At 45.0% G+C, this 18921-nt stretch carries 15 protein-coding genes; 4 read left to right on the forward strand and 11 right to left on the reverse strand.

Going from position 1 to position 18921, the window contains the following annotated elements:
• Positions 1-135 precede the first annotated feature (135 nt).
• From GZN30_RS05720 to GZN30_RS05765, 10 genes are all read right to left on the reverse strand, one after another.
• On the reverse strand, positions 136-1356 hold the full coding sequence (locus GZN30_RS05720) for an ammonium transporter (protein WP_075647937.1): 1221 nt from the start codon (positions 1354-1356) through the stop codon (positions 136-138).
• A gap of 320 nt (positions 1357-1676) precedes the next feature.
• Positions 1677-2093, reverse strand: coding sequence for a hypothetical protein (locus tag GZN30_RS05725; protein WP_075647936.1), 417 nt, complete (start codon positions 2091-2093; stop codon positions 1677-1679).
• Positions 2077-3126, reverse strand: a complete 1050-nt coding sequence (locus GZN30_RS05730; protein ID WP_075647935.1) for a formate dehydrogenase subunit gamma — start codon at positions 3124-3126, stop codon at positions 2077-2079. The genes GZN30_RS05725 and GZN30_RS05730 overlap by 17 nt, the downstream gene beginning before the upstream one ends.
• 15 nt (positions 3127-3141) lie before the next feature.
• Positions 3142-3750, reverse strand: a complete 609-nt coding sequence (gene fdh3B, locus GZN30_RS05735) for a formate dehydrogenase FDH3 subunit beta (protein WP_075647934.1) — start codon at positions 3748-3750, stop codon at positions 3142-3144.
• An 11-nt stretch (positions 3751-3761) separates the two neighbouring features.
• Positions 3762-6617 (reverse strand): formate dehydrogenase subunit alpha, encoded by a 2856-nt coding sequence (locus GZN30_RS05740; protein WP_075647933.1) that lies wholly within the window; start codon positions 6615-6617, stop codon positions 3762-3764.
• A 15-nt stretch (positions 6618-6632) separates the two neighbouring features.
• Entirely contained in the window at positions 6633-6830 is a 198-nt protein-coding gene (locus tag GZN30_RS05745) for a twin-arginine translocation signal domain-containing protein (protein WP_075647932.1), read from the reverse strand.
• 63 nt (positions 6831-6893) lie between these two features.
• Positions 6894-7520 (reverse strand): TorD/DmsD family molecular chaperone, encoded by a 627-nt coding sequence (locus tag GZN30_RS05750; protein WP_075647931.1) that lies wholly within the window; start codon positions 7518-7520, stop codon positions 6894-6896.
• Positions 7521-7529: 9 nt separating this feature from the next.
• Positions 7530-9191 (reverse strand): 4Fe-4S binding protein, encoded by a 1662-nt coding sequence (locus tag GZN30_RS05755; protein WP_075647930.1) that lies wholly within the window; start codon positions 9189-9191, stop codon positions 7530-7532.
• A gap of 183 nt (positions 9192-9374) precedes the next feature.
• Complete coding sequence (locus GZN30_RS05760) at positions 9375-10022, reverse strand: DUF3306 domain-containing protein (protein ID WP_139312174.1); 648 nt, start codon at positions 10020-10022, stop codon at positions 9375-9377.
• Complete coding sequence (locus GZN30_RS05765) at positions 10012-10461, reverse strand: DUF3305 domain-containing protein (protein WP_075647929.1); 450 nt, start codon at positions 10459-10461, stop codon at positions 10012-10014. Before GZN30_RS05765 ends, GZN30_RS05760 begins: the two co-directional genes overlap by 11 nt.
• Before the next feature lie 210 nt (positions 10462-10671).
• Between GZN30_RS05765 and GZN30_RS05770 the strand changes: the two genes are divergently transcribed.
• Together GZN30_RS05770 and GZN30_RS05775 are read left to right on the forward strand one after the other, a co-directional pair.
• Positions 10672-11502, forward strand: a complete 831-nt coding sequence (locus GZN30_RS05770) for a formate dehydrogenase accessory sulfurtransferase FdhD (protein ID WP_075647928.1) — start codon at positions 10672-10674, stop codon at positions 11500-11502.
• 140 nt (positions 11503-11642) lie between these two features.
• Positions 11643-13562, forward strand: coding sequence for a methyl-accepting chemotaxis protein (locus tag GZN30_RS05775; protein WP_075647927.1), 1920 nt, complete (start codon positions 11643-11645; stop codon positions 13560-13562).
• Positions 13563-13682: 120 nt separating this feature from the next.
• Here the strand turns inward: GZN30_RS05775 and GZN30_RS05780 are convergent, their stop codons facing one another.
• A complete protein-coding gene (locus GZN30_RS05780; RefSeq protein ID WP_075647926.1) occupies positions 13683-15275 on the reverse strand; it encodes an ABC-F family ATPase in 1593 nt (530 codons plus the stop codon).
• A gap of 361 nt (positions 15276-15636) precedes the next feature.
• Between GZN30_RS05780 and GZN30_RS05785 the strand changes: the two genes are divergently transcribed.
• Complete coding sequence (locus tag GZN30_RS05785; RefSeq protein ID WP_075647925.1) at positions 15637-17994, forward strand: ATP-binding protein; 2358 nt, start codon at positions 15637-15639, stop codon at positions 17992-17994.
• Position 17995: 1 nt separating this feature from the next.
• Positions 17996-18874, forward strand: coding sequence for a mechanosensitive ion channel family protein (locus GZN30_RS05790; protein WP_075647924.1), 879 nt, complete (start codon positions 17996-17998; stop codon positions 18872-18874).
• Positions 18875-18921: the final 47 nt, after the last annotated feature.

Here is an 18921-nt window from a genome sequence, read left to right on the forward strand (position 1 = left end):
GTATTTTTATGTTTCATTAAGCTTAACACCGAAACCACATCAACTGTAGGTATATGGTTTTAGACGATAGTCGAAGTTAATTCACTTTTTAGCTTTAGGTCACAATAAAAAAGCGGCTTACGCCGCTTCTATCCTCTAGTCATCATTAGTGGAAGAGATGCGGTGAATGGTTAAATCCGCACCGTTGTACTCTTCTTCTTCGGAAAGTCTTAATCCCATCATAGCGTTAATTGCCCCGTACACAATCAAAGCACCAATCAGCGCGACAGAAATACCTAGCAAAGTTCCTAAAACTTGCACTGTAAGACTTACGCCACCGAGTCCACCTAACGCTGATTGACCAAAAATGCCTGCGGCAATACCGCCCCAAGCTCCGCAAACGCCATGCAATGGCCAAACGCCTAGTACATCATCAATCTTGGTTTTGTTTTGTAAGTAGGTAAATAGGTATACAAACAGCACGCCAGCAATTGCGCCAGTAACCAATGCGCCAATTGGGTGCATTAAGTCTGAACCCGCACAGATAGCCACAAGCCCCGCCAATGGGCCGTTGTGGATAAATCCTGGGTCATTTTTACCTGCGATAAGAGAAGCGACTATGCCTCCAACCATCGCCATTAATGAGTTCATCGCGACTAAGCCACTGATGCCATTAAGGCTTTGCGCTGACATCACATTGAAGCCAAACCAGCCGACACACAAAATCCATGCGCCAAGTGCAAGAAACGGGATGTTTGAAGGTACAAAGTTAGTGTGTTTGCCCGCGCGAATACGTCCTTTACGCATACCTAAGAAATTCACCGCAACCAGTGCTATCCAGCCCCCTACACCATGGACCACAACTGAACCGGCAAAGTCATGAAAGCCCACGCCAAACTGCGCTTCAAACCATGCTTGAACACCGAAATTACCATTCCAGATCATGCCTTCAAACAATGGATAAACAAGACCTACAGTAAAGAATGTTGCGATCAAGATTGGGTAGAAACGCGCGCGTTCGGCAATGCCGCCAGAGACAATGGCAGGTATCGCGGCAGCAAAGGTGAGTAAGAAGAAAAACTTCACTAATTCATAGCCATTGCCTTGCGATAGCGTCTCTGCATCAGCAAAGAAGTTGGCGCCATAAGCAACCCAATAACCAATAAAGAAATATGCGAGGGCTGAGATACCGAAATCGGCTAGGATCTTAACCAGCGCGTTTACTTGGTTCTTTTGGCGCACCGTTCCTACTTCAAGAAACGCAAAGCCTGCATGCATCAAAAAAACCATAATCGCACCAAGTAATAAGAAAAGCGTATCGGAACTTTGAGTTAGTGTTTGTACAGCTCCATGTACCTGACTAGCAGTTACACTCATGATTCATTGTCTCCGTGTGTTGTAGCGCACTTATCCTGTGCATCTGGTCGTCTATTTCACCATGATGGTGAATTCAATAATTAAGCGACTGACGGAGCAAAGAGTGTTCCAAAATTTAGTCTTTTATCAGATTTATTATAACCAACTGAATTTTCGATAAATATCTGTAAGCTTTGCAGTTAGTAGAAACACAGGAACTACTATTACTTGCACTAGTGTGGGGAATTTGCACTGTGCTGATGCATGTTAAGCGTGCAGTCCGGTTTGTGCATGATGATAAATGACGGGATCAAAAAAGGTCTCCGAAGAGACCTTTTGAATTATAGGTTAGGACCAGTTGAAGGTCGGTGCGGTTTATTTGCTTTAAGCTGTTGCATGCCTTGGAACATGCGTACAAACCACACAAGGATCGCTAAGATCGCGAACACGCCACCAATCACTGGAATTGCGTAAGCAATTTTATCCAGCAGTGTATTGTGGAACCAATAACGTTCGATACCCTCTAATACACCATTGGTTGTCGCTACCGTTACAATAAGCACAACGAAGAATGTGAAGTACAAGAAAAACGTACGGATTATTCCGTAGTAATGCGAGGTAACTACATCATCATCTTCGCCCTTATCCAGACGGTAACCCGCATATATAATTGCAATTACACCTGAAATAAGGAATGTGAAAGGCGTAAAGCAGCTTAGGATGTACGCAACCCAAATACCATTATGAGGTTTGTTCATCAGCTTTTACTCCTTTTTGCACAGTTTCGCTCGGCTCAGCCTCGCCCATCGCTTCTTTTGCTTTAACTTCTTCGTACCACAAGTCGTGGTGTTCTTTCGCCCAAGTCTCGTCAACTTCGCCAGTTACCATGCCTTCAAGTGCACCTTCCATACCGAATAGACCGATATAGATGTGGAAAATGAAACCACAGATCAGGATCAGTGCAGAGAACATGTGCACTAAGTTAGAGATTTCCATGTCGCGACGTGTTTGACCAAAGATTGGGAAGTCAAGGATCAAGCCACTTACCGCAGCGATAGCGCCAAAGCCGATTAGCAACCAATAAATCGCTTTTTCACCACCGTTAGAGAAACCTGCAGAAGGATGCGTACCCTTGTGCTTACCAACCATGCCACCCATTTTCATAAACCAACGAACGTCAGTCATGTTAGGGATAGACTTGCGCCACCACTTCAGCAGAACAAAAGTAAGTAAAACAAAGAACAATGGACCTACGTAGTTGTGGTATTGCTTGGCTAGCATGATCACAAAGCCCCAGAACTCACTTGGAACATAAGGCTTTAAGAAGTGCTTACCATAAACCAGCATCAGACCACTGAACGCAAGCGTCAAGAATGTAAACGCCATGCTCCAGTGTAGTGCGCGGTCCCAACGAGACCAACGCTTCATCTTCTTACCGGTACGTGGTTTGCTCAGCATTAGCGGGCCAACAAATACGTACGCCATGATAACCATCGCGATACTACCGAAGATCGCTACTGCACCAGCCGGAGACATCCATTTCTCTTTTAGTACAAACCAAGTCTCGCCTGGCGTACTGATAAGAACACCGTGCTCTGGGAACTTAGACGTTGTATAGCCAGACTCACCTTCACGTACTTCTTTCCAGAATTGTGTACCAGCAAGCTGTGCCATCTCTTTCTGCGCAGTTGGCACTGACTCTTGCGCTGCCGCTGGCAGTGAAAGAGCCATTGCCAGTGCTGCCAAAAATGGCAGCACTGCAAGAGAGAGACGTTTAAACAGATGTGTCATATCTCTCTCCAAACCTTAGCTTTTTGTTGCGTCGAAAGACAGATCTTCACCGTTTGTCCAACCCGCGTTTTCAGCACCACGCTGAACCACACGTTGACGGAAGATGTCTGATACTTTCTCAGCATCACCAGCTAGTAGTGCTTTAGTTGAACATAGAGAAGCACACATAGGTAGTTTACCTTCAGCAATACGGTTAGCACCGTACTTCTCACGCTCTTCTACTGAGCCAGGTTCAGTGTTTGGACCGCCTGCACAGAATGTACATTTGTCCATCTTACCGCGCTCACCAAACGAAGCTTGTTTAGGGAACTGAGGCGCACCGAACGGACACGCAAATAGACAGTAACCACAACCGATACATAGATCTTTGTTGTGTAGAACAATGCCATCTTCAGTGTGCTCAAAACAGTCTGCAGGACAAACGGCCATACAAGGCGCGTCTGTACAGTGCATACAAGCGACTGAGATTGAGTTTTCACCTGGTTCGCCATCGTTAAGTGTTACTACGCGGCGGCGTTGAATACCCCACTCTAGCGCGTCGTCGTTTTCGTTTTTACATGCAGTCACACAGCCGTTACATTCGATACAGCGTTTGGTGTCACATAGGAATTTCATTCGTGCCATTTCTTGACTCCTTACGCTTTACGAATGTTACATAGGGTTACTTTAGTTTCCTGCATCAAAGTAACAGGGTCGTAACCGTAAGTGGTTGCAGTGTTCGCTGCTTCACCAATCACGTATGGGTCAGTACCTTCTGGGTACTTGTGACGAAGATCTTCACCTTCGAACTTACCGCCAAAGTGGAATGGAATGAACGCAAGACCAGGTTTAACACGACGAGTAACCATCGCTTTAACCTTGATGCGACCTTTCTCTGCACCTTCAACCCAAACGTCATCACCATCTTTAAAGCCAAGATCGTTAGCGTCTTTAGGGTTCACTTCTACAAACATCTCTTGTTGTAGTTCAGCAAGCCATGGGTTTGAACGTGTCTCTTCACCGCCACCTTCGTACTCAACCAGACGACCAGAAGTTAGGATAATTGGGTATTCACCTGACTTATCTTCTTTCTGAATTGACTTGTACAAGGTTGGTACACGGAAGATCGCTTCTTTGTCATCCCAAGTTGGGTAATCAGCAACAAGATCGCGACGTGGTGTGTACAGTGGCTCACGGTGTAGTGGTACGCGGTCTGGGAAAGTCCAAACGATCGCACGTGCTTTACCGTTACCAAATGGGATACAACCGTGTTTAATCGCAACACGTTGGATACCACCTGAAAGGTCAGTCTTCCAGTTTTTGCCTTCAGCTGCTGCTTTTTCTTCAGCCGTTAGGTCATCCCACCAACCAAGTTGTTTTAGCAGCTTGTCAGTGAATTCTGGGTAACCATCTTGGATCTCACAGCCTTTTGAGTAGCTGTCTTCAGCCAGTAGGCTTTGACCTTCAAATTCAACACCGAAACGAGTACGGAAGTTACCGCCACCCTCAGCAACCGTCTTAGACGTATCGTAAAGGATGTGAGTACCTGGGTGTTTCATCTCAGGCGTACCCCAACATGGCCAAGGCAGACCGTAAGTTTCACCGTTTGCAGGGCCACCTTCCGCTTCAAGCGTTGTCTTGTGGAATGTGTGCCAGTTTTGTTGGTGCTCTTTTAGACGCTCAGGGCTTTGACCTGTGTAACCGATTGTCCACATACCTTTGTTGAATTCGCGTGTAATGTCTTCGATTACAGGCTGGTTGTTTTCAACTTTGATGTTTTTGAACAGTTGATCAGCAATACCTAGTTTTTGTGACAGTAGGTAGATGATTTCATGGTCAGGTTTTGAATCAAATAGCGGTTGGATAACCTGATCACGCCACTGAATTGAGCGGTTAGATGCGGTTACACTACCGTGAGTTTCAAACTGAGTGGTTGCTGGAAGCAGGTAAACGCCGTCTGTACGATCGTTCATTACCGCTGCAACTGTTGGGTATGGGTCAACGATAACCATCATATCCAGCTTTTGCATCGCTTTCTTCATCTCAGGACCACGAGTCTGAGAGTTTACTGCGTGACCCCAGTAGAACATTGCACGAATGTTTTCACGCTGACGGATCTTGTCTTTGTCTTCAAGAACACCATCAACCCAGCGAGATACAGGAATACCTGCACTGTGCATTGGTTTTTGACCGCCGTATTCATTGTTGTCGAAACGGTTTTGAACCCAATCAAAATCTACGTCCCAAACTTTCGACCAGTGACGCCATGCACCTTCAGAAAGACCGTAGTAACCAGGTAGCGTATCAGATAGTACGCCAAGGTCAGTTGCACCTTGTACGTTATCGTGACCACGGAAAATGTTTGCACCGCCGCCAGATTTACCCATGTTACCTAGCGCTAGCTCAAGTACACAGTAAGCACGTGTGTTGTTGTTACCAGTAGTATGTTGAGTACCACCCATACACCATACAACACAGCCTGGGCGATGTTCAGAAAGAAGTTTAGCCGTGTGGTACACGTCTGCTTCGCTTACGCCAGTTACACGTTCAACTTCTGCTGGGTTCCATTTCGCTACTTCTGCACGGATTTCATCCATACCGAATACGCGTTGTTGGATAAACTCTTTGTCTTCCCAGTTATTCGCGAATACGTGCCATAGTACACCCCAGATAAACGCAACGTCTGAACCTGGACGTAGTGATACGTAATGATCCGCTTTAGCCGCTGTACGAGTACGACGAGGGTCTGCTACTACGATCTTACAGTTGCTCTTCTCTTTCGCGATAAGGATATGCTGCATTGCTACAGGGTGAGCTTCTGCTGGGTTCGAGCCGATAAATAGCATCGATTTACAGTTGTGCATATCGTTGAAAGAGTTTGTCATCGCACCGTAACCCCAAGTGTTTGCTACACCGGCTACTGTGGTTGAGTGACAGATACGTGCTTGGTGGTCAACGTTGTTGGTACCCCATAGCGACGCCATTTTACGATACAGGTATGCCTGCTCGTTGTTGTGCTTCGCACTACCTAGGAAGTAAACCGCATCAGGACCCGATTGTTCACGGATCTCTAGTGTTTTCTTACTGATCTCTTCTAGCGCTTGATCCCAAGAAAGCTTCTTCCACTTACCGTTTTCAAGCTTCATTGGGTACTTAAGACGACGCTCACCGTGACCGTGTTCACGCAGTGCTGCACCTTTTGCACAGTGACCACCAGCGTTGAACGGGTGATCGAATGCTGGCTCTTGACCAGTCCAAACACCTTGTTGCACTTCAGCGTAGATACCACAACCTACAGAACAGTGTGAACAGATAGTACGTTTTACTTCTGTCTTTGCATCTGGATCAACAGGTTTAGCTTGTGCTTTCTTCATCATGCCAGGAGCGAATAGGCTTGCACCTACAACCGCGCCACCAGCAGCTAGTGAAGAGTTTTTCATAAATGTACGACGAGAAACACCAAGTTGGTTTTGCTCTTTGCTCACTGAATCAGAGCGTTTCACTAATTTCATGCGTAATGCTCCTAATTACAGTGTGTCGTAGTAATCGCGAATGTGCTGAGTTTCACGATAGCCAGTCTTCTTTACGTCAGGTTTAATTTCTGCAGTTTCTGCAGCGGTTGCCACTTTGCTTGTCCCAGCGACAACTGCACCAGCAACGGCAGCAGTTGTTAAGCCTTTCAGGAGATCCCTGCGGCTTGTGTTTATTTCATTATTATCTTTCATGGTTGCTTCCTTACCCTCTTAAGGTAGTGTTGTGGAGGCTTAACGCCCCTCTTATCGATGCTATTACTCGTACTCAGTTACGTTTTTCACATCAATTTTTAAATGGGTTTTACTCTTAATGTTTTGACTAAATTGCACCTGCTCTACCGTGCCAAAAGCACGTAACAACTGAGCAACTGCCAAATAAAACTTTGCGTGTTGTGCTTGTTCGATCTGCTTCGCTAGTGACTCGTACCAAGGTGCAATGTGTTTATTGAAAAACACTTGTTGGGTGCACTCTTGCTCGCTAGTTAGCATCGCCATCACTTCGCATAGCGCTGAAATATGATCTTCTGGCTCTTTAACGTTATCTTCACGCTCGAAACCGAGGATCTCTAGATCGTTGCGGATCTCTGCTAGAGGTTTTTCCATCAGTGCTCCAGCCATATGCCAAGAGCCAAATGGAACCACTTCACCACGACCAATACCGATAAATAGGTCTTGGAATTCATCTTCTAGCGCTTCTGGCTCACTTTCTTGAGCCGCGACTTTTAGTGCTTGCCAAGCTTGTTGCATTGCGCTTTCTGCAGATTCAATTTCCAAGTCTGCAAGAAAAGCAACGAGATCTTGTGAAGGCAATTGGCGAAACAGAGAAGCCAGAAGTAAATAGATATCTTGGCGCAGTGTCGCTTGTTCGTTATTGTTTTCCACACCTGACTCCTAGTATTTCAGTTGTTTCATTGGGTCATCAGCCATTGCTTCGAACATGTCGATAACACGGCAATCTTCACACATTGCAATACGGTTAATCGCCGCTTCATCAGAGAAGTGAGAGTGACCGCGTAACTTAGATTGCAACATATCAATCATAGACTGTGGTGCGAAAGGTTTGTGACAACGGATACATTCCGCTGCTTTTTCTTCATGAATTACGCGGGCATTTTGACGAGAATCTTTATCCCAGTTCATACGTGGAGTCAGCGTTAGAACCTTTTCCGGACACGCTTTCACACATAAACCACATTGAACACAGTCTTGTTCAACAAACTTCAATGAAGGTGATTCACCATCGGTATGCAGTGCACGTGTTGGACAAACCGCGACACAACTCATACAAAGCGTACAATCGCTCGATTGGCATTCCACATTACCGTATGGCGCACTAGTTGCGAGTTCTACTGCGTTCTCCACCGGAATACGTGAAATGGCTAGCGCATCTAGAGCAGTAAACAGACGTTGACGTTTGTTACCTTCAAGATCACCAAGCGCAAGATCAAATGAATCGGTACATAGTGTTGGAGGACCTTCACGTAATGACTCTAGGTAAAGAATATCGATACACTCTTTTTGGATACCAAGTTGACTTAATAGCTCTTGAGCAATCGCCACTTCGTTATTCAAAATGCGGATAATCGTTGCTGGCATAAAACGGCTAGCAGCAAAAAGTACTTGAGTCGCGCCATTAACCAGTGCAGCAAACCAAGTATCAATACCTACCGATGGCAGCTCTTCCACCACAACTGGAATAACATTGTCTGGTAATGCTTTTAGTGCCATCACGTTGTAACTTTCATGACGAGAGCTACAAATTAAAACGATAGGATCTAGACCGCCCGCTTTCTCATAGTTAGCTAGCGTACGCTCAATGAATTTTTGAGTATCTTGCGGATTAGGCAGTGCGTAATGAATCGCTTCTGTTGGACATGCTGTCGCACAAGTACCAACACCTTGACATAGGTATGGATTGATCTCGATACGGTGACCGGTTTTGTCACTGCCTTGACTTGATAATGCACCAGCAGGACAAGCATCGACACAACGCTCACAGCCTTTAACACCGCGAGAGCTATGCGCACACAAATCGGTATTTAGACGGAAGAATTTTGGCTTATCAAATGTGCCCATCAGAGTCGGAATTTCTTCCAGAGCATCAGCCAATTTTGGGTAACCGCGACCAACTGGGTAATAACCCGGTACAGGCACTTCTTCAGTCATGCAGCTGTTAAGACATAGATCGAGTACGACATCGAAACAATCATGACCAATTGCCACTTCTGCTAGGTTACTGCGAATTAGGTTATTCACAGTTTGAACCTCGAAAGCACCGAGAAAACCTGATACTTCAACTGCATTAGCAAAGTAAAGATTCGCGTGTGTCCCCTTCTCACCATCGGTTGATAGTAGAGTTAGGCTGTTCATCTGCTCTAGTTGTTGCGCCGCACTTTCAATAATCGCAGTAGGACCAACAATTAACGTGTTACCGCCACTTTCATAGCTCACTGTTGGTGGGATTAGGTTAGTCAGCTCAACCGTATTCTCAAACGCGTAAAGTCTTGCTTTACCATTGTTTGATGTTGCTTCTTGTAGTAGTTGTTTAAGCATTGCTCTATTCCGTTTGCAACCGGATAATTTATCTAGATGCCGTATTGCAAAAGGCGTACCAACTTTTATATTTTTATTTTTCAACAACTTAACTAAGAACAAAGCAAGCTAACGAGACAAAAAAGCCGACTGAGACAAATTGTCGCAATCGGCATCTTAATCATTTAGTCAAAATGTACCTAATTATTGTGTGGTATATTTTGTCTCACCTTCTCCATCGGTACCTTTTGCATCCACAGTTCCAGCATCTGTACCCTCAGCTTCGATATCAAGATCTTGGGCTTGGCTTTCATTGGTAGTCACTGCTGCATCCCCCTCTGTCGAGACGTCTTGATCAGTGAGTTCACCCTTAGCTTCAGCATCGTCGTTTTCAGATGCAGCCGCTATAGTAGATTCTTTCTCTGCCTCTTCTTCTGGCTGTTCTTTTACCCAATCACGTAACGTTTCTGCCACGCTTTGAGAAAGGGTCTTAAGATTACTGTAGTCTTCATCGTAATCGTCTAGACCATCACGCACGTTAAACTCTTCTGATAGAAACAGTTTACGCAGTGCAGCTTTCTTAACACTTTGTTCCGCTTCTGAAACCAGTAGATTCGCAATCGACATCTCTTCCGGCTTTTCAGCCTCATTCGCTGCCGTAGCGCCAGTCTCTGTTTCCGATGCAGCAATCGCTGGTTGCGATTCATCAATAGGCGTTGAAAGCTCAGCGTTTATCTCATCGCTATGTTCATTTACTTTCTCAGCAACTTGAGTCTCTTCTGTACTCAATAACTCTTTAGCTTTTTCGTCTAGCTTACGCTTAGACCAGCGGCTAATAAAACTAGTTACCATTTGATCGACCCGCTCCTGCGCGTTTTTTACGTCTTACTTCTAATAGCTCACCATGACGCCCTATAAAGGCTTCCATCCAAGCATGAATTGCCAAAGGCATATCATTCGATAGTACGAGATAATCGCCATCCATATAACGCGATGCAACGCTCTGAGATGCCGTTAATGTCACGATCTTTGGATTATCTTCACCTTCAAAGGTGTCCAGTACTAAGAAAAGCTTAGGCTGTTGTGAGCTTAAATTAAAGCGGTACTCGGTGCGCTCATCTTTATGCAGTTGCAGTAACACTAGACGGTCACTTTGCTGTTCAGGTTTAAGATTGAAACCGGTTAGTTGCTGTTGAATCGTCGTCCATTTACCCATAGAGACTTCTTTTGCCGTTAGTTCACATTCTATCGGCCAATGTTGCTCTGTTTTCTCAAGCGTTATAGTAGACATAATTCACCATGCTGTTTGAATTTTGATTCTGGTTTGATAATTACTCTGCTGACAACTAAGCAATATTCATTCCTTAATTGTAATACCTTTAAGCGTCTATGACATTTATCTTTGCTTTAGGAACAGTTATTGCTTATTTGATGTATTATGATGACAGAAACTTCATTCCCTCATCGCTTGTCTGATGAACGAACAACAATAGGAATAAACGTGGTTAAACCAAATATAATTAAAACCAGTGAGAATCCATTACAAACTATCGAAGTTGAGGTATACGACGAATACGGCGAAAAGCTTACCAAACAGATCGCGTGTGAGCGCCCTCTTACGGTAATGTTGAACTGGAAAGAAGTGGTTACGTTAATGACTTTGGGATCACGCCCGGAGTCTTTGGTTTTAGGTTACTTGAAGAACCAAAGTTTCCTATCGGATCCAAACGCGATTGAGTCGGTCATTATCGATTGGGAAACCAGCAGCGCTGCAGTCATTACGAAAGAGAATACCGAGCATGTTGAAAGCGCGCTCAAAAAGAAAACCGTTACGTCTGGGTGTGGTCAAGGCACTATGTACGGTAATGTAATGAAGCAACTTGAGAATTACCAAGTACCACAAACTCCCCTTAAACAATCAGAAATCTATACCGCGCTTGAAGCATTAACTCATTACAATGATACCTACAAGAAAGCTGGCGCTGTACATGGCTGTGCGGTGTGTAAAGGCGATCAGGTATTATCGTTTGTAGAAGATGTTGGTCGTCACAACGCGGTTGACACTCTAGCTGGTGAAATGTGGATTAACGAAGAAAGCGGCGATGATAAGATTTTCTACACTACAGGTCGCTTAACCTCTGAGATGGTGATCAAAGTGGCGCAAATGGGTATCCCTGTGCTGCTGTCTCGCTCTGGCGTGACACAAATGGGACTCGATTTAGCCCGCAAGTTTGGTATTACTACCATTGCTCGTGCGAAAGGCTTACGTTTCCAAGTCTTTACGGGTGCTGAAAAAATCACTTTTGATGTCAAAGGCGAACAAGCCGAATAAGCGTAAAGCCCCTGTATCATCAGGGGCTTTTCATTTCACACTATGGTTGCAAAACCCCTCTCTAATGCTATTAGTTTAATATCCGCGATCACAAAAACGACTCTACGCGGTCTTTAAACGTCAGTCTCTAGGGAGAAGCTATGTTCCAAGGCACTCAAACACAAACCGTACCTGCCAGTGATACTAAGCCGAAAAGTCTGCTTGATCGTTTTAGTATTAAAACCAAATTGCTCACCATAAACATCATTCTTCTGTTCGGCGTAATCTGTTACGGATTCTTCGAGCAATACAGCCTCAATAACATGCATGAGTTGGAGTTGGCGTCGGTAGAAAACGCTGAATCAGAGATCGACTTACTCACATTAAGGCGTCATGAAAAAGACTTTATCGCTCGTCACGACATCAAGTATCAGCAGCGTTTTGACCAAACTTTTCTACAACTGACTGAGCGACTCAAACAACTCGATCAACGTATTACCACTCACGGACTTCCTCTCGATGGTCGTATGAGCACTATCAGTGATACGCTCCAACAATACGGTGTTAAGTTCCAACAACTCGTCGCGCAAATTGAGCTAATTGATTCAAAGACTAGCGGCGAGTCTCTTATTAATAAGCTGACAGCCTCTCGCAGTGAACTGCGTCAAAGTGTGATTAACCTAGGTAACTTAGAAGCCAAAGTGGCGCTGTCTGAATTGATGGAAAAAGACTTCCACTACCTTGCCTATCCCTCAGAGCAAACGGAATTAGAACTCTCCCAATCCCTACAGACTTTTTATCAAGAGTTCGCTTATCTCTCTCGTGTACAAAGTGCGTTTAATAACTATCAAACTGACCTGGTCAACTTATTTAAAGCCAATATCCAACTGGGTTTAACGCCTAACCTGGGCATTCGTGGAGATTTAAGAAGTACCGTGCATACAACAGAGCAAGAGATACTATCTCTACAAGGTGATATCGAGTCTTCAATTCTGCTTGCCGCTGACAAGGTAAAAATGCAACTGCACATTTTTGGTGGTTTACTCGCACTTATCTTGTCTGGGCTATTGATGCTCATCGGTCGCAATATTTTAGGTCGCATCCAGAGTATTCAATCTATGATGCACGATATTGCCCAAGGCAATGGCGACCTGACCGCGCGTATGAACGCGTCTGGTAATGATGAACTGGCACAATTAGCGAATTCATTCGATACCTTTACTTGTAAGCTGCATAACTTGATTAAAGATGTCGCTTCGGCAAAGGATGTGCTCGACTACAGTGCCTCTATGAGCACTCAAGCGGCAAGTAAAAGTATGGATAATGCCGAGCAACAAAAAATCGAGTCAGAGTCCGTAGCGACTGCGATTAACGAATTGGTGCACACCAGCAATGAAATTACGTCGAATATCGAACAGGCTGCTGTCAGTGCGGCAAATATGAAAGACGCCTCGCAGCTCGCTAGAGACATTACCCAGCAAGCCAGTGCGAGTATGCAGACCCTATCCGGTGATATTGCCAACTCTCAACAGTTAATCGAACAGCTTGAAGAGCAAAGTCGTCAAATCAACTCGGTAATATCAACTATCCAAGGAATAGCAGAGCAAACTAACCTATTGGCGCTCAACGCGGCGATAGAAGCCGCTCGGGCAGGCGAACATGGCAGAGGATTTGCTGTCGTCGCCGATGAGGTGCGCGATCTCTCAATGAAGACGGATAATTCAACTCGCCAGATAGAGTCAACCATCACCAACCTTTCTAGCCAAATCCATACTACGGTTTCAATCATGGCGGCTAGCCAAGAGCAAGCTGAAGCAACCATGCAAGACACACAACAAGTGGTGGATGCTATCGATAGCGTTAATCAGCAGATAGAAGAGTTGTTCAATATGAACACGCAAATCGCAACCGCTTCGGAAGAGCAGTCGATGGTGTCCGGTGAGATTGACCGTAATATTACTCACATCGCCTCGCTCGCTAGCGATACCTACAATGAAGTGCAAGATTCGGTGAAATACAGTAGCCAAGTGCAAGAGGTGAACCAGAAACTAGGTAGTCTGGTTGGACAGTTCCGTTACTAGGCTTTACCAGCCAAAGTCTCGAGCATCTAAGAGACACGTACAAAAAAGGGCTAGTTATTGAACTAGCCCTTTCGATTTGTGCGTTACTAATTTAAACGTTAACTAAGTAACCTTGAATAACTAACCTTGAATACCACGCGCTTGCAGGAACTCTGCGTATGTACCACGGAAATCGTGGATCTTACCATCACGGATCTCTAGGATGCGTGTTGCTAGTGAGTCTACGAATACACGGTCATGCGATACGAAGAATAGCGTACCTTTGTACTGCTCTAACGCTGTGTTCAGTGATTCAATAGATTCCATATCCATGTGGTTAGTTGGTTCGTCCATTAGCAGCATGTTTGGTTTTTGCATCATTAGCTTACCAAGCAGCATACGACCTTGCTCACCACCAGACAGAACTTTTACTGACTTCTTAATGTCGTCTTGACCAAATAGCATACGACCCAGGAAGCTACGTAGTACTTGCTCGTCATCGCCCTCTTGACGCCATTGACCCATCCAATCCATCAGTTTCAAGTCTTCTTCAAAATCATGTGCGTGATCTTGAGCGTAGTAACCGATGTTAGAGTTTTCAGACCACTTATATGCGCCTGTACGTGGTTCTAGCACACCTGCCAGCGTGTTTAGTAGTGTTGTCTTACCAACACCGTTCTCACCGATGATAGCAACGCGCTCACCAACTTCGAAAATTGCATTGAAGTTAGCAAACAAGTCTTCTTCAAAACCTTGGCTTAGGTTTTCAACTTCTAGAGCGTTACGGAATAGCTCTTTAGATTGTTCAAAACGAATAAATGGGTTTTGACGGCTAGATGCTTTTACTTCGTCTAGTTGGATCTTATCGATCTGTTTCGCACGTGATGTTGCTTGTTTTGCTTTTGATGCGTTTGCAGAGAAACGCGCTACGAATGTTTGTAGCTCAGCAATTTGCGCTTTCTTCTTCGCATTGTCAGAAAGTAGACGTTCACGGGCTTGGCTCGCCGCAGTCATGTACTCGTCGTAGTTACCCGGGTAAAGGCGCAGTTCACCGTAATCTAAGTCAGCCATGTGAGTACATACTGAGTTTAGGAAGTGACGGTCGTGCGAGATGATGATCATCGTGCAGTTACGTTGGTTTAGCGTCTCTTCCAACCAACGGATAGTGTCCATATCCAAGTTGTTGGTTGGTTCGTCTAGTAGCATGATGTGCGGGTCAGCGAATAGAACCTGTGCCAGTAGCACACGCAGTTTCCAGCCTGGTGCCACTTCGCTCATTAGACCGTAGTGCTGCTCTAGTGGGATACCTACCGCAAGTAGCAGTTCGCCAGCTTTAGATTCAGCCATGTAGCCGTCCATCTCAGCGAACTCAACTTCAAGGTCCGCAACCTTCATGCCGTCTTCTTCGCTCATTTCAGCTAGAGAATAAATACGGTCACGTTCCTGTTTCACTTCCCACAGTTCTTTATAACCCATGATTACAGTATCGATTACTGTGTACTGCTCGTACGCAAACTGGTCCTGGTTTAGCTTAGCAACACGTTCATTTGGATCGTAGCTAACGTTACCGCCGCTTGGCTCTAACTCGCCACTAAGGATTTTCATAAACGTTGATTTACCACAGCCATTCGCGCCGATAAGACCGTAACGGTTACCTTCGCCGAATTTAACTGAGATATTTTCAAATAGTGGCTTAGCGCCAAATTGTTGCGTGATATTAGCAGTAGAGATCAAAACCTGTACCTTAGCTTAAATGAATTAAAGGGGTAAAAACCGCGCAACGTTACTGATAAAGCGTCTCTACTGCAAGCGTTGTTTTCATTACCGGTCAGATAACTACAAGATTTGAACCTATTTTGCTGCCTATTATGGCACTCGCTATACCCTTCAAATCGCGATTTAATTGCCCCAATCGACATATCTCGAGCTAAAGATGTCAGAAAAGTCGCTCAATTGAATGGTGTTTTTTTAACACAACCCTGACATTGCGCAACATCTAGCCTCTAGAATTCGACGCCCATCCTTGGGCGCGGAGCAACCACTTCCGCCAAAACAACTACAATAAATCCAAATAACTAAAATTTAAGAGTGTTCTATGCGTTATTACTTACGCGACTTCTACTTGCGCGTATTGGTCTTAGCTAGCTTGCTTATTGCAACGCCAAGCTTGGCTAACGAGTACGGCTTTCAATCGCAACCTCAGAGCTCACCTGAAGCGGTTAAAATTGCCCAACAAATTTCCGAATTACCGGAACCCTTATTTATGACGCCAAAAGATAAGCGACAAGTGAATCTTTTGCTGGCGCGTGTACTGCGTATTCAACGTGAGCAAATCACTAGCTTCTCGGAGCATCTTGATGCCTATCGGGCAAATAATGCCGATCAAGAATGGAATCAAGTGCAGAGTGCTTATTTCACCTTAACCAGCTTAAACCAAAGCAAACAAGTGCTGTTGGATCTAACTAATCCAGCCAATCGCGACCGTTTGACGGGTTTTGGTCCTTATGGTGTGACTCAGTTTAAGCAAGAATGGCAGTTAACTAAGTTAAACGTCGAGTATTTGGTTTACTTCCAAATCCGCAGCTTCAAATCGCTTGTCGCTGAAATCTTTATTTCGCCGATTCCAGTGATTTGGGCAGCGACCAAAGTGCTATTCATTTATTTTGGCTTAGTATGGTGGTTGGCAAACAGCAAACGTCTGATTGACCTATTCCGTGTCAGCCAATTAGAAAGCAAATCTAACCCACCATTATGGGTGAGATTAATTTGGTACATCAGCCGTGCTCACCGTGCTATCGCGTGGCTAATCGCGATTACTCTATCGCTCCGCGTGCTTTCGCAGATTCCAAGCTTGCAGCATTTGATCCTGCTTGAAATCTTTACTTGGTGGGTATTGGGTGGCTCGATTGCGATTAGCTTTATTCTCGAGTTTGCTTACCGCAATAGCCGCAGTTCATCTCGTGCTGTCATTGCTCTGCGTTTATCGACCATTCGTCGTTACGTATGGAGCATCATTATTGCCGGTGTAATCTTACAGATCTCAATCCGTACACTGGGTAAAGGCACGATTTACAGTTGGATCTACAGCGCGCTGTTTTTCTGGTTTGTATTGGTGACTGTCTCTGTATTACGCCTATGGCGAGAAAAGGTATTTGAATCTCTCGCAAGCCATACCGAACGCCCTGTATGGGTAAACTGGGCGGTGAATCGTCAAAACACCTTACTATTAAACATTCCAGCAACCGCGCTGGGCATTGTTTGGCTCAGCTTAGACAGCGCGAAACATCAATTGATGGGATTGTTGTCGCGTTCGACTTTGTTTAGTCAAGCGTTGGCTTACCTATTCCGTATTGAAGTGGCGAAACAATCTGATATTGATAAATGCCAACACAACCTAGTACGCATTAAAGGCGAGCAAGTCTTTGACTATGTATTACCAGGCAATATCGACAGTACGCTGATTGGTTACGCCAGTGACGAGCTCAAACAGCTGTCACGCTACTTAATGTCTGATAGCCCAGCTATCTGTGTGGTATCTGGGGAGCGCGGTATCGGCGCGACAACGCTATTAAATACCATGCTTAACAAGGTATCTAATGCCGAGCCAATTTACCTTAACTGCCCATACGCAGGTTACGGTGAATTATTGTCACAACTCGCGCTAAGTATTGGGTTAGATGAAGAAGCGAGTGAGATTCAAATTCTTGCTCACCTGCGTAAAAGCGAAACCGCTTATTTGATCGCGATTGATAACGCGCACCGCTTGGTTAAACCAATGGTTGGTGGCTTGAGCGATCTAATGCGCATCACTAACTTGCTACGTCGTTCAAAGAAAAACCACCGTATTGTGTTCTCGATTGTGAAATCAAGTTGGCGCTTTGTCGATCGTGCTCGTGGTGAACGCCTGTTGTTTGATTTGGTGTGCTTCCTACCGCGCTGGAACGAAAAACAGATCGCTGAACTGCTTAATAGTCGAATTAACAAAGAGTTGGAAAAGCCTCTCTCATTTGAAGGCTTGGTGGTTCCGAAGCAGTGGGATCAAGACGATTTAAGTGAAGAAGAGCGCGCTAAGCTAGGCTTCTATCGTATTCTTTGGCACTACTCGGATGGTAACCCTACCGTCGCGCTGCGTTTCTTCCGCTTGTCGATCAATCGCAACAAAGAGACCGATCAAGCGGTGGTTCGTTTGTTCCATGTGCCGGAATCGCAAGAGTTGGAAAACATGCCTAAACCAATGTTGGCAGTATTACGTTCTATTATTCAATTGGAGATCGCTTCGCCAGAGATTCTTTCTGACTGCACCCAATTAAGTCTTGCTGAGATTACTGGCATCCTGCGCTATTTCCAAAGCCGTGGGTACATCGAATGGACAGAAGACCAAGCTCGCGTTTCAGACCATTGGTTCCGACACATTACAAACGTTCTTGATCGTCAACATTTATTGGTGAAGTAGTATGAAAACAATAATAACCTTACTATTCCTGTCGCTTTTTGCCTTACCAGCGATGGCGACAGAAGAGATAGCCAACGTCGAGAACATTTCAAAAATAGCCAGTTTAGTTCGCTGGAGTGGTGTGTTCTTCTCATTGTTCGTCATTGCCGGCACATGGATTCTACTTAAGTTCATCAACTCAATGGTTGAAAGCTTTGGTAGCCAGTTTGTTCAATACCGCATGCTGCTACAAAAGCTGCAATCATTTATGCAATTTTTCATCTACATGACCACAGGTGTGGTGGTGTTTATGATGAGTTTTCGTATCAATGACCAAATCCTTGCGCTTATTGGTGGTACGCTCGCAGTTTCGGTCGGTTTTGCACTGAAAGACCTTGCTGCCTCGTTTATCGCAGGTATTACAGTGATGGTTGACCGTCCGTTCCAAGTAGGTGACCGCGTCACGTTTGAAGGAAACTATGGCGATATCATTACTATCGGTTTGCGTTCTGTGCGTATGCGTACGTTGAACGATGACATCATTACTATCCCAAACAACAAATTCTTGAATGAGGTGGTGGTGAGTGGCAACTATGGTGCGCTAGATATGCAGGTGGTGATTCCGTTTTATGTCAGTATGGATGAGGATATCACCCTCGCCCGCGACCTAATCCAGGAAGCGGCGTCGTCGAGCCGTTACATTCACCTGCCTAAGCCGGTTACGGTCCTTGTTAAACAGACTATGGCGGATAACTACTTAGCGATTCAGTTAACCTGTAAAGCTTATGTGGTGGATACCGCGTATGAAAAACTGTTTGAAACCGATATCACTCTGCGTGTGATGAAAGAGTTTCGTAAACACGGTATCAAACCGCCTAAGATTGCGGTGAACGCAGGTTAAGCGATTTAACTTTATCTCTAACCGTTAGATAGCAAAACGCCTTCACT

The organism is Vibrio ponticus (genome assembly GCF_009938225.1).
GTDB classification, from domain to species: domain Bacteria; phylum Pseudomonadota; class Gammaproteobacteria; order Enterobacterales; family Vibrionaceae; genus Vibrio; species Vibrio ponticus.

Coding starts and splice junctions, on each gene's coding strand:
- GZN30_RS05785 (WP_075647925.1), top strand. CDS start 15,637: ATGCGTTATTACTTACGCGACTTCTACTTGCGCGTATTGGTCTTAGCT.
- GZN30_RS05745 (WP_075647932.1), bottom strand. CDS start 6,830: ATGAAAGATAATAATGAAATAAACACAAGCCGCAGGGATCTCCTGAAA.
- GZN30_RS05740 (WP_075647933.1), bottom strand. CDS start 6,617: ATGAAATTAGTGAAACGCTCTGATTCAGTGAGCAAAGAGCAAAACCAA.
- GZN30_RS05730 (WP_075647935.1), bottom strand. CDS start 3,126: ATGACACATCTGTTTAAACGTCTCTCTCTTGCAGTGCTGCCATTTTTG.
- GZN30_RS05765 (WP_075647929.1), bottom strand. CDS start 10,461: ATGTCTACTATAACGCTTGAGAAAACAGAGCAACATTGGCCGATAGAA.
- GZN30_RS05790 (WP_075647924.1), top strand. CDS start 17,996: ATGAAAACAATAATAACCTTACTATTCCTGTCGCTTTTTGCCTTACCA.
- fdh3B (WP_075647934.1), bottom strand. CDS start 3,750: ATGGCACGAATGAAATTCCTATGTGACACCAAACGCTGTATCGAATGT.
- GZN30_RS05755 (WP_075647930.1), bottom strand. CDS start 9,191: ATGCTTAAACAACTACTACAAGAAGCAACATCAAACAATGGTAAAGCA.
- GZN30_RS05720 (WP_075647937.1), bottom strand. CDS start 1,356: ATGAGTGTAACTGCTAGTCAGGTACATGGAGCTGTACAAACACTAACT.
- GZN30_RS05760 (WP_139312174.1), bottom strand. CDS start 10,022: ATGGTAACTAGTTTTATTAGCCGCTGGTCTAAGCGTAAGCTAGACGAA.
- GZN30_RS05725 (WP_075647936.1), bottom strand. CDS start 2,093: ATGAACAAACCTCATAATGGTATTTGGGTTGCGTACATCCTAAGCTGC.
- GZN30_RS05775 (WP_075647927.1), top strand. CDS start 11,643: ATGTTCCAAGGCACTCAAACACAAACCGTACCTGCCAGTGATACTAAG.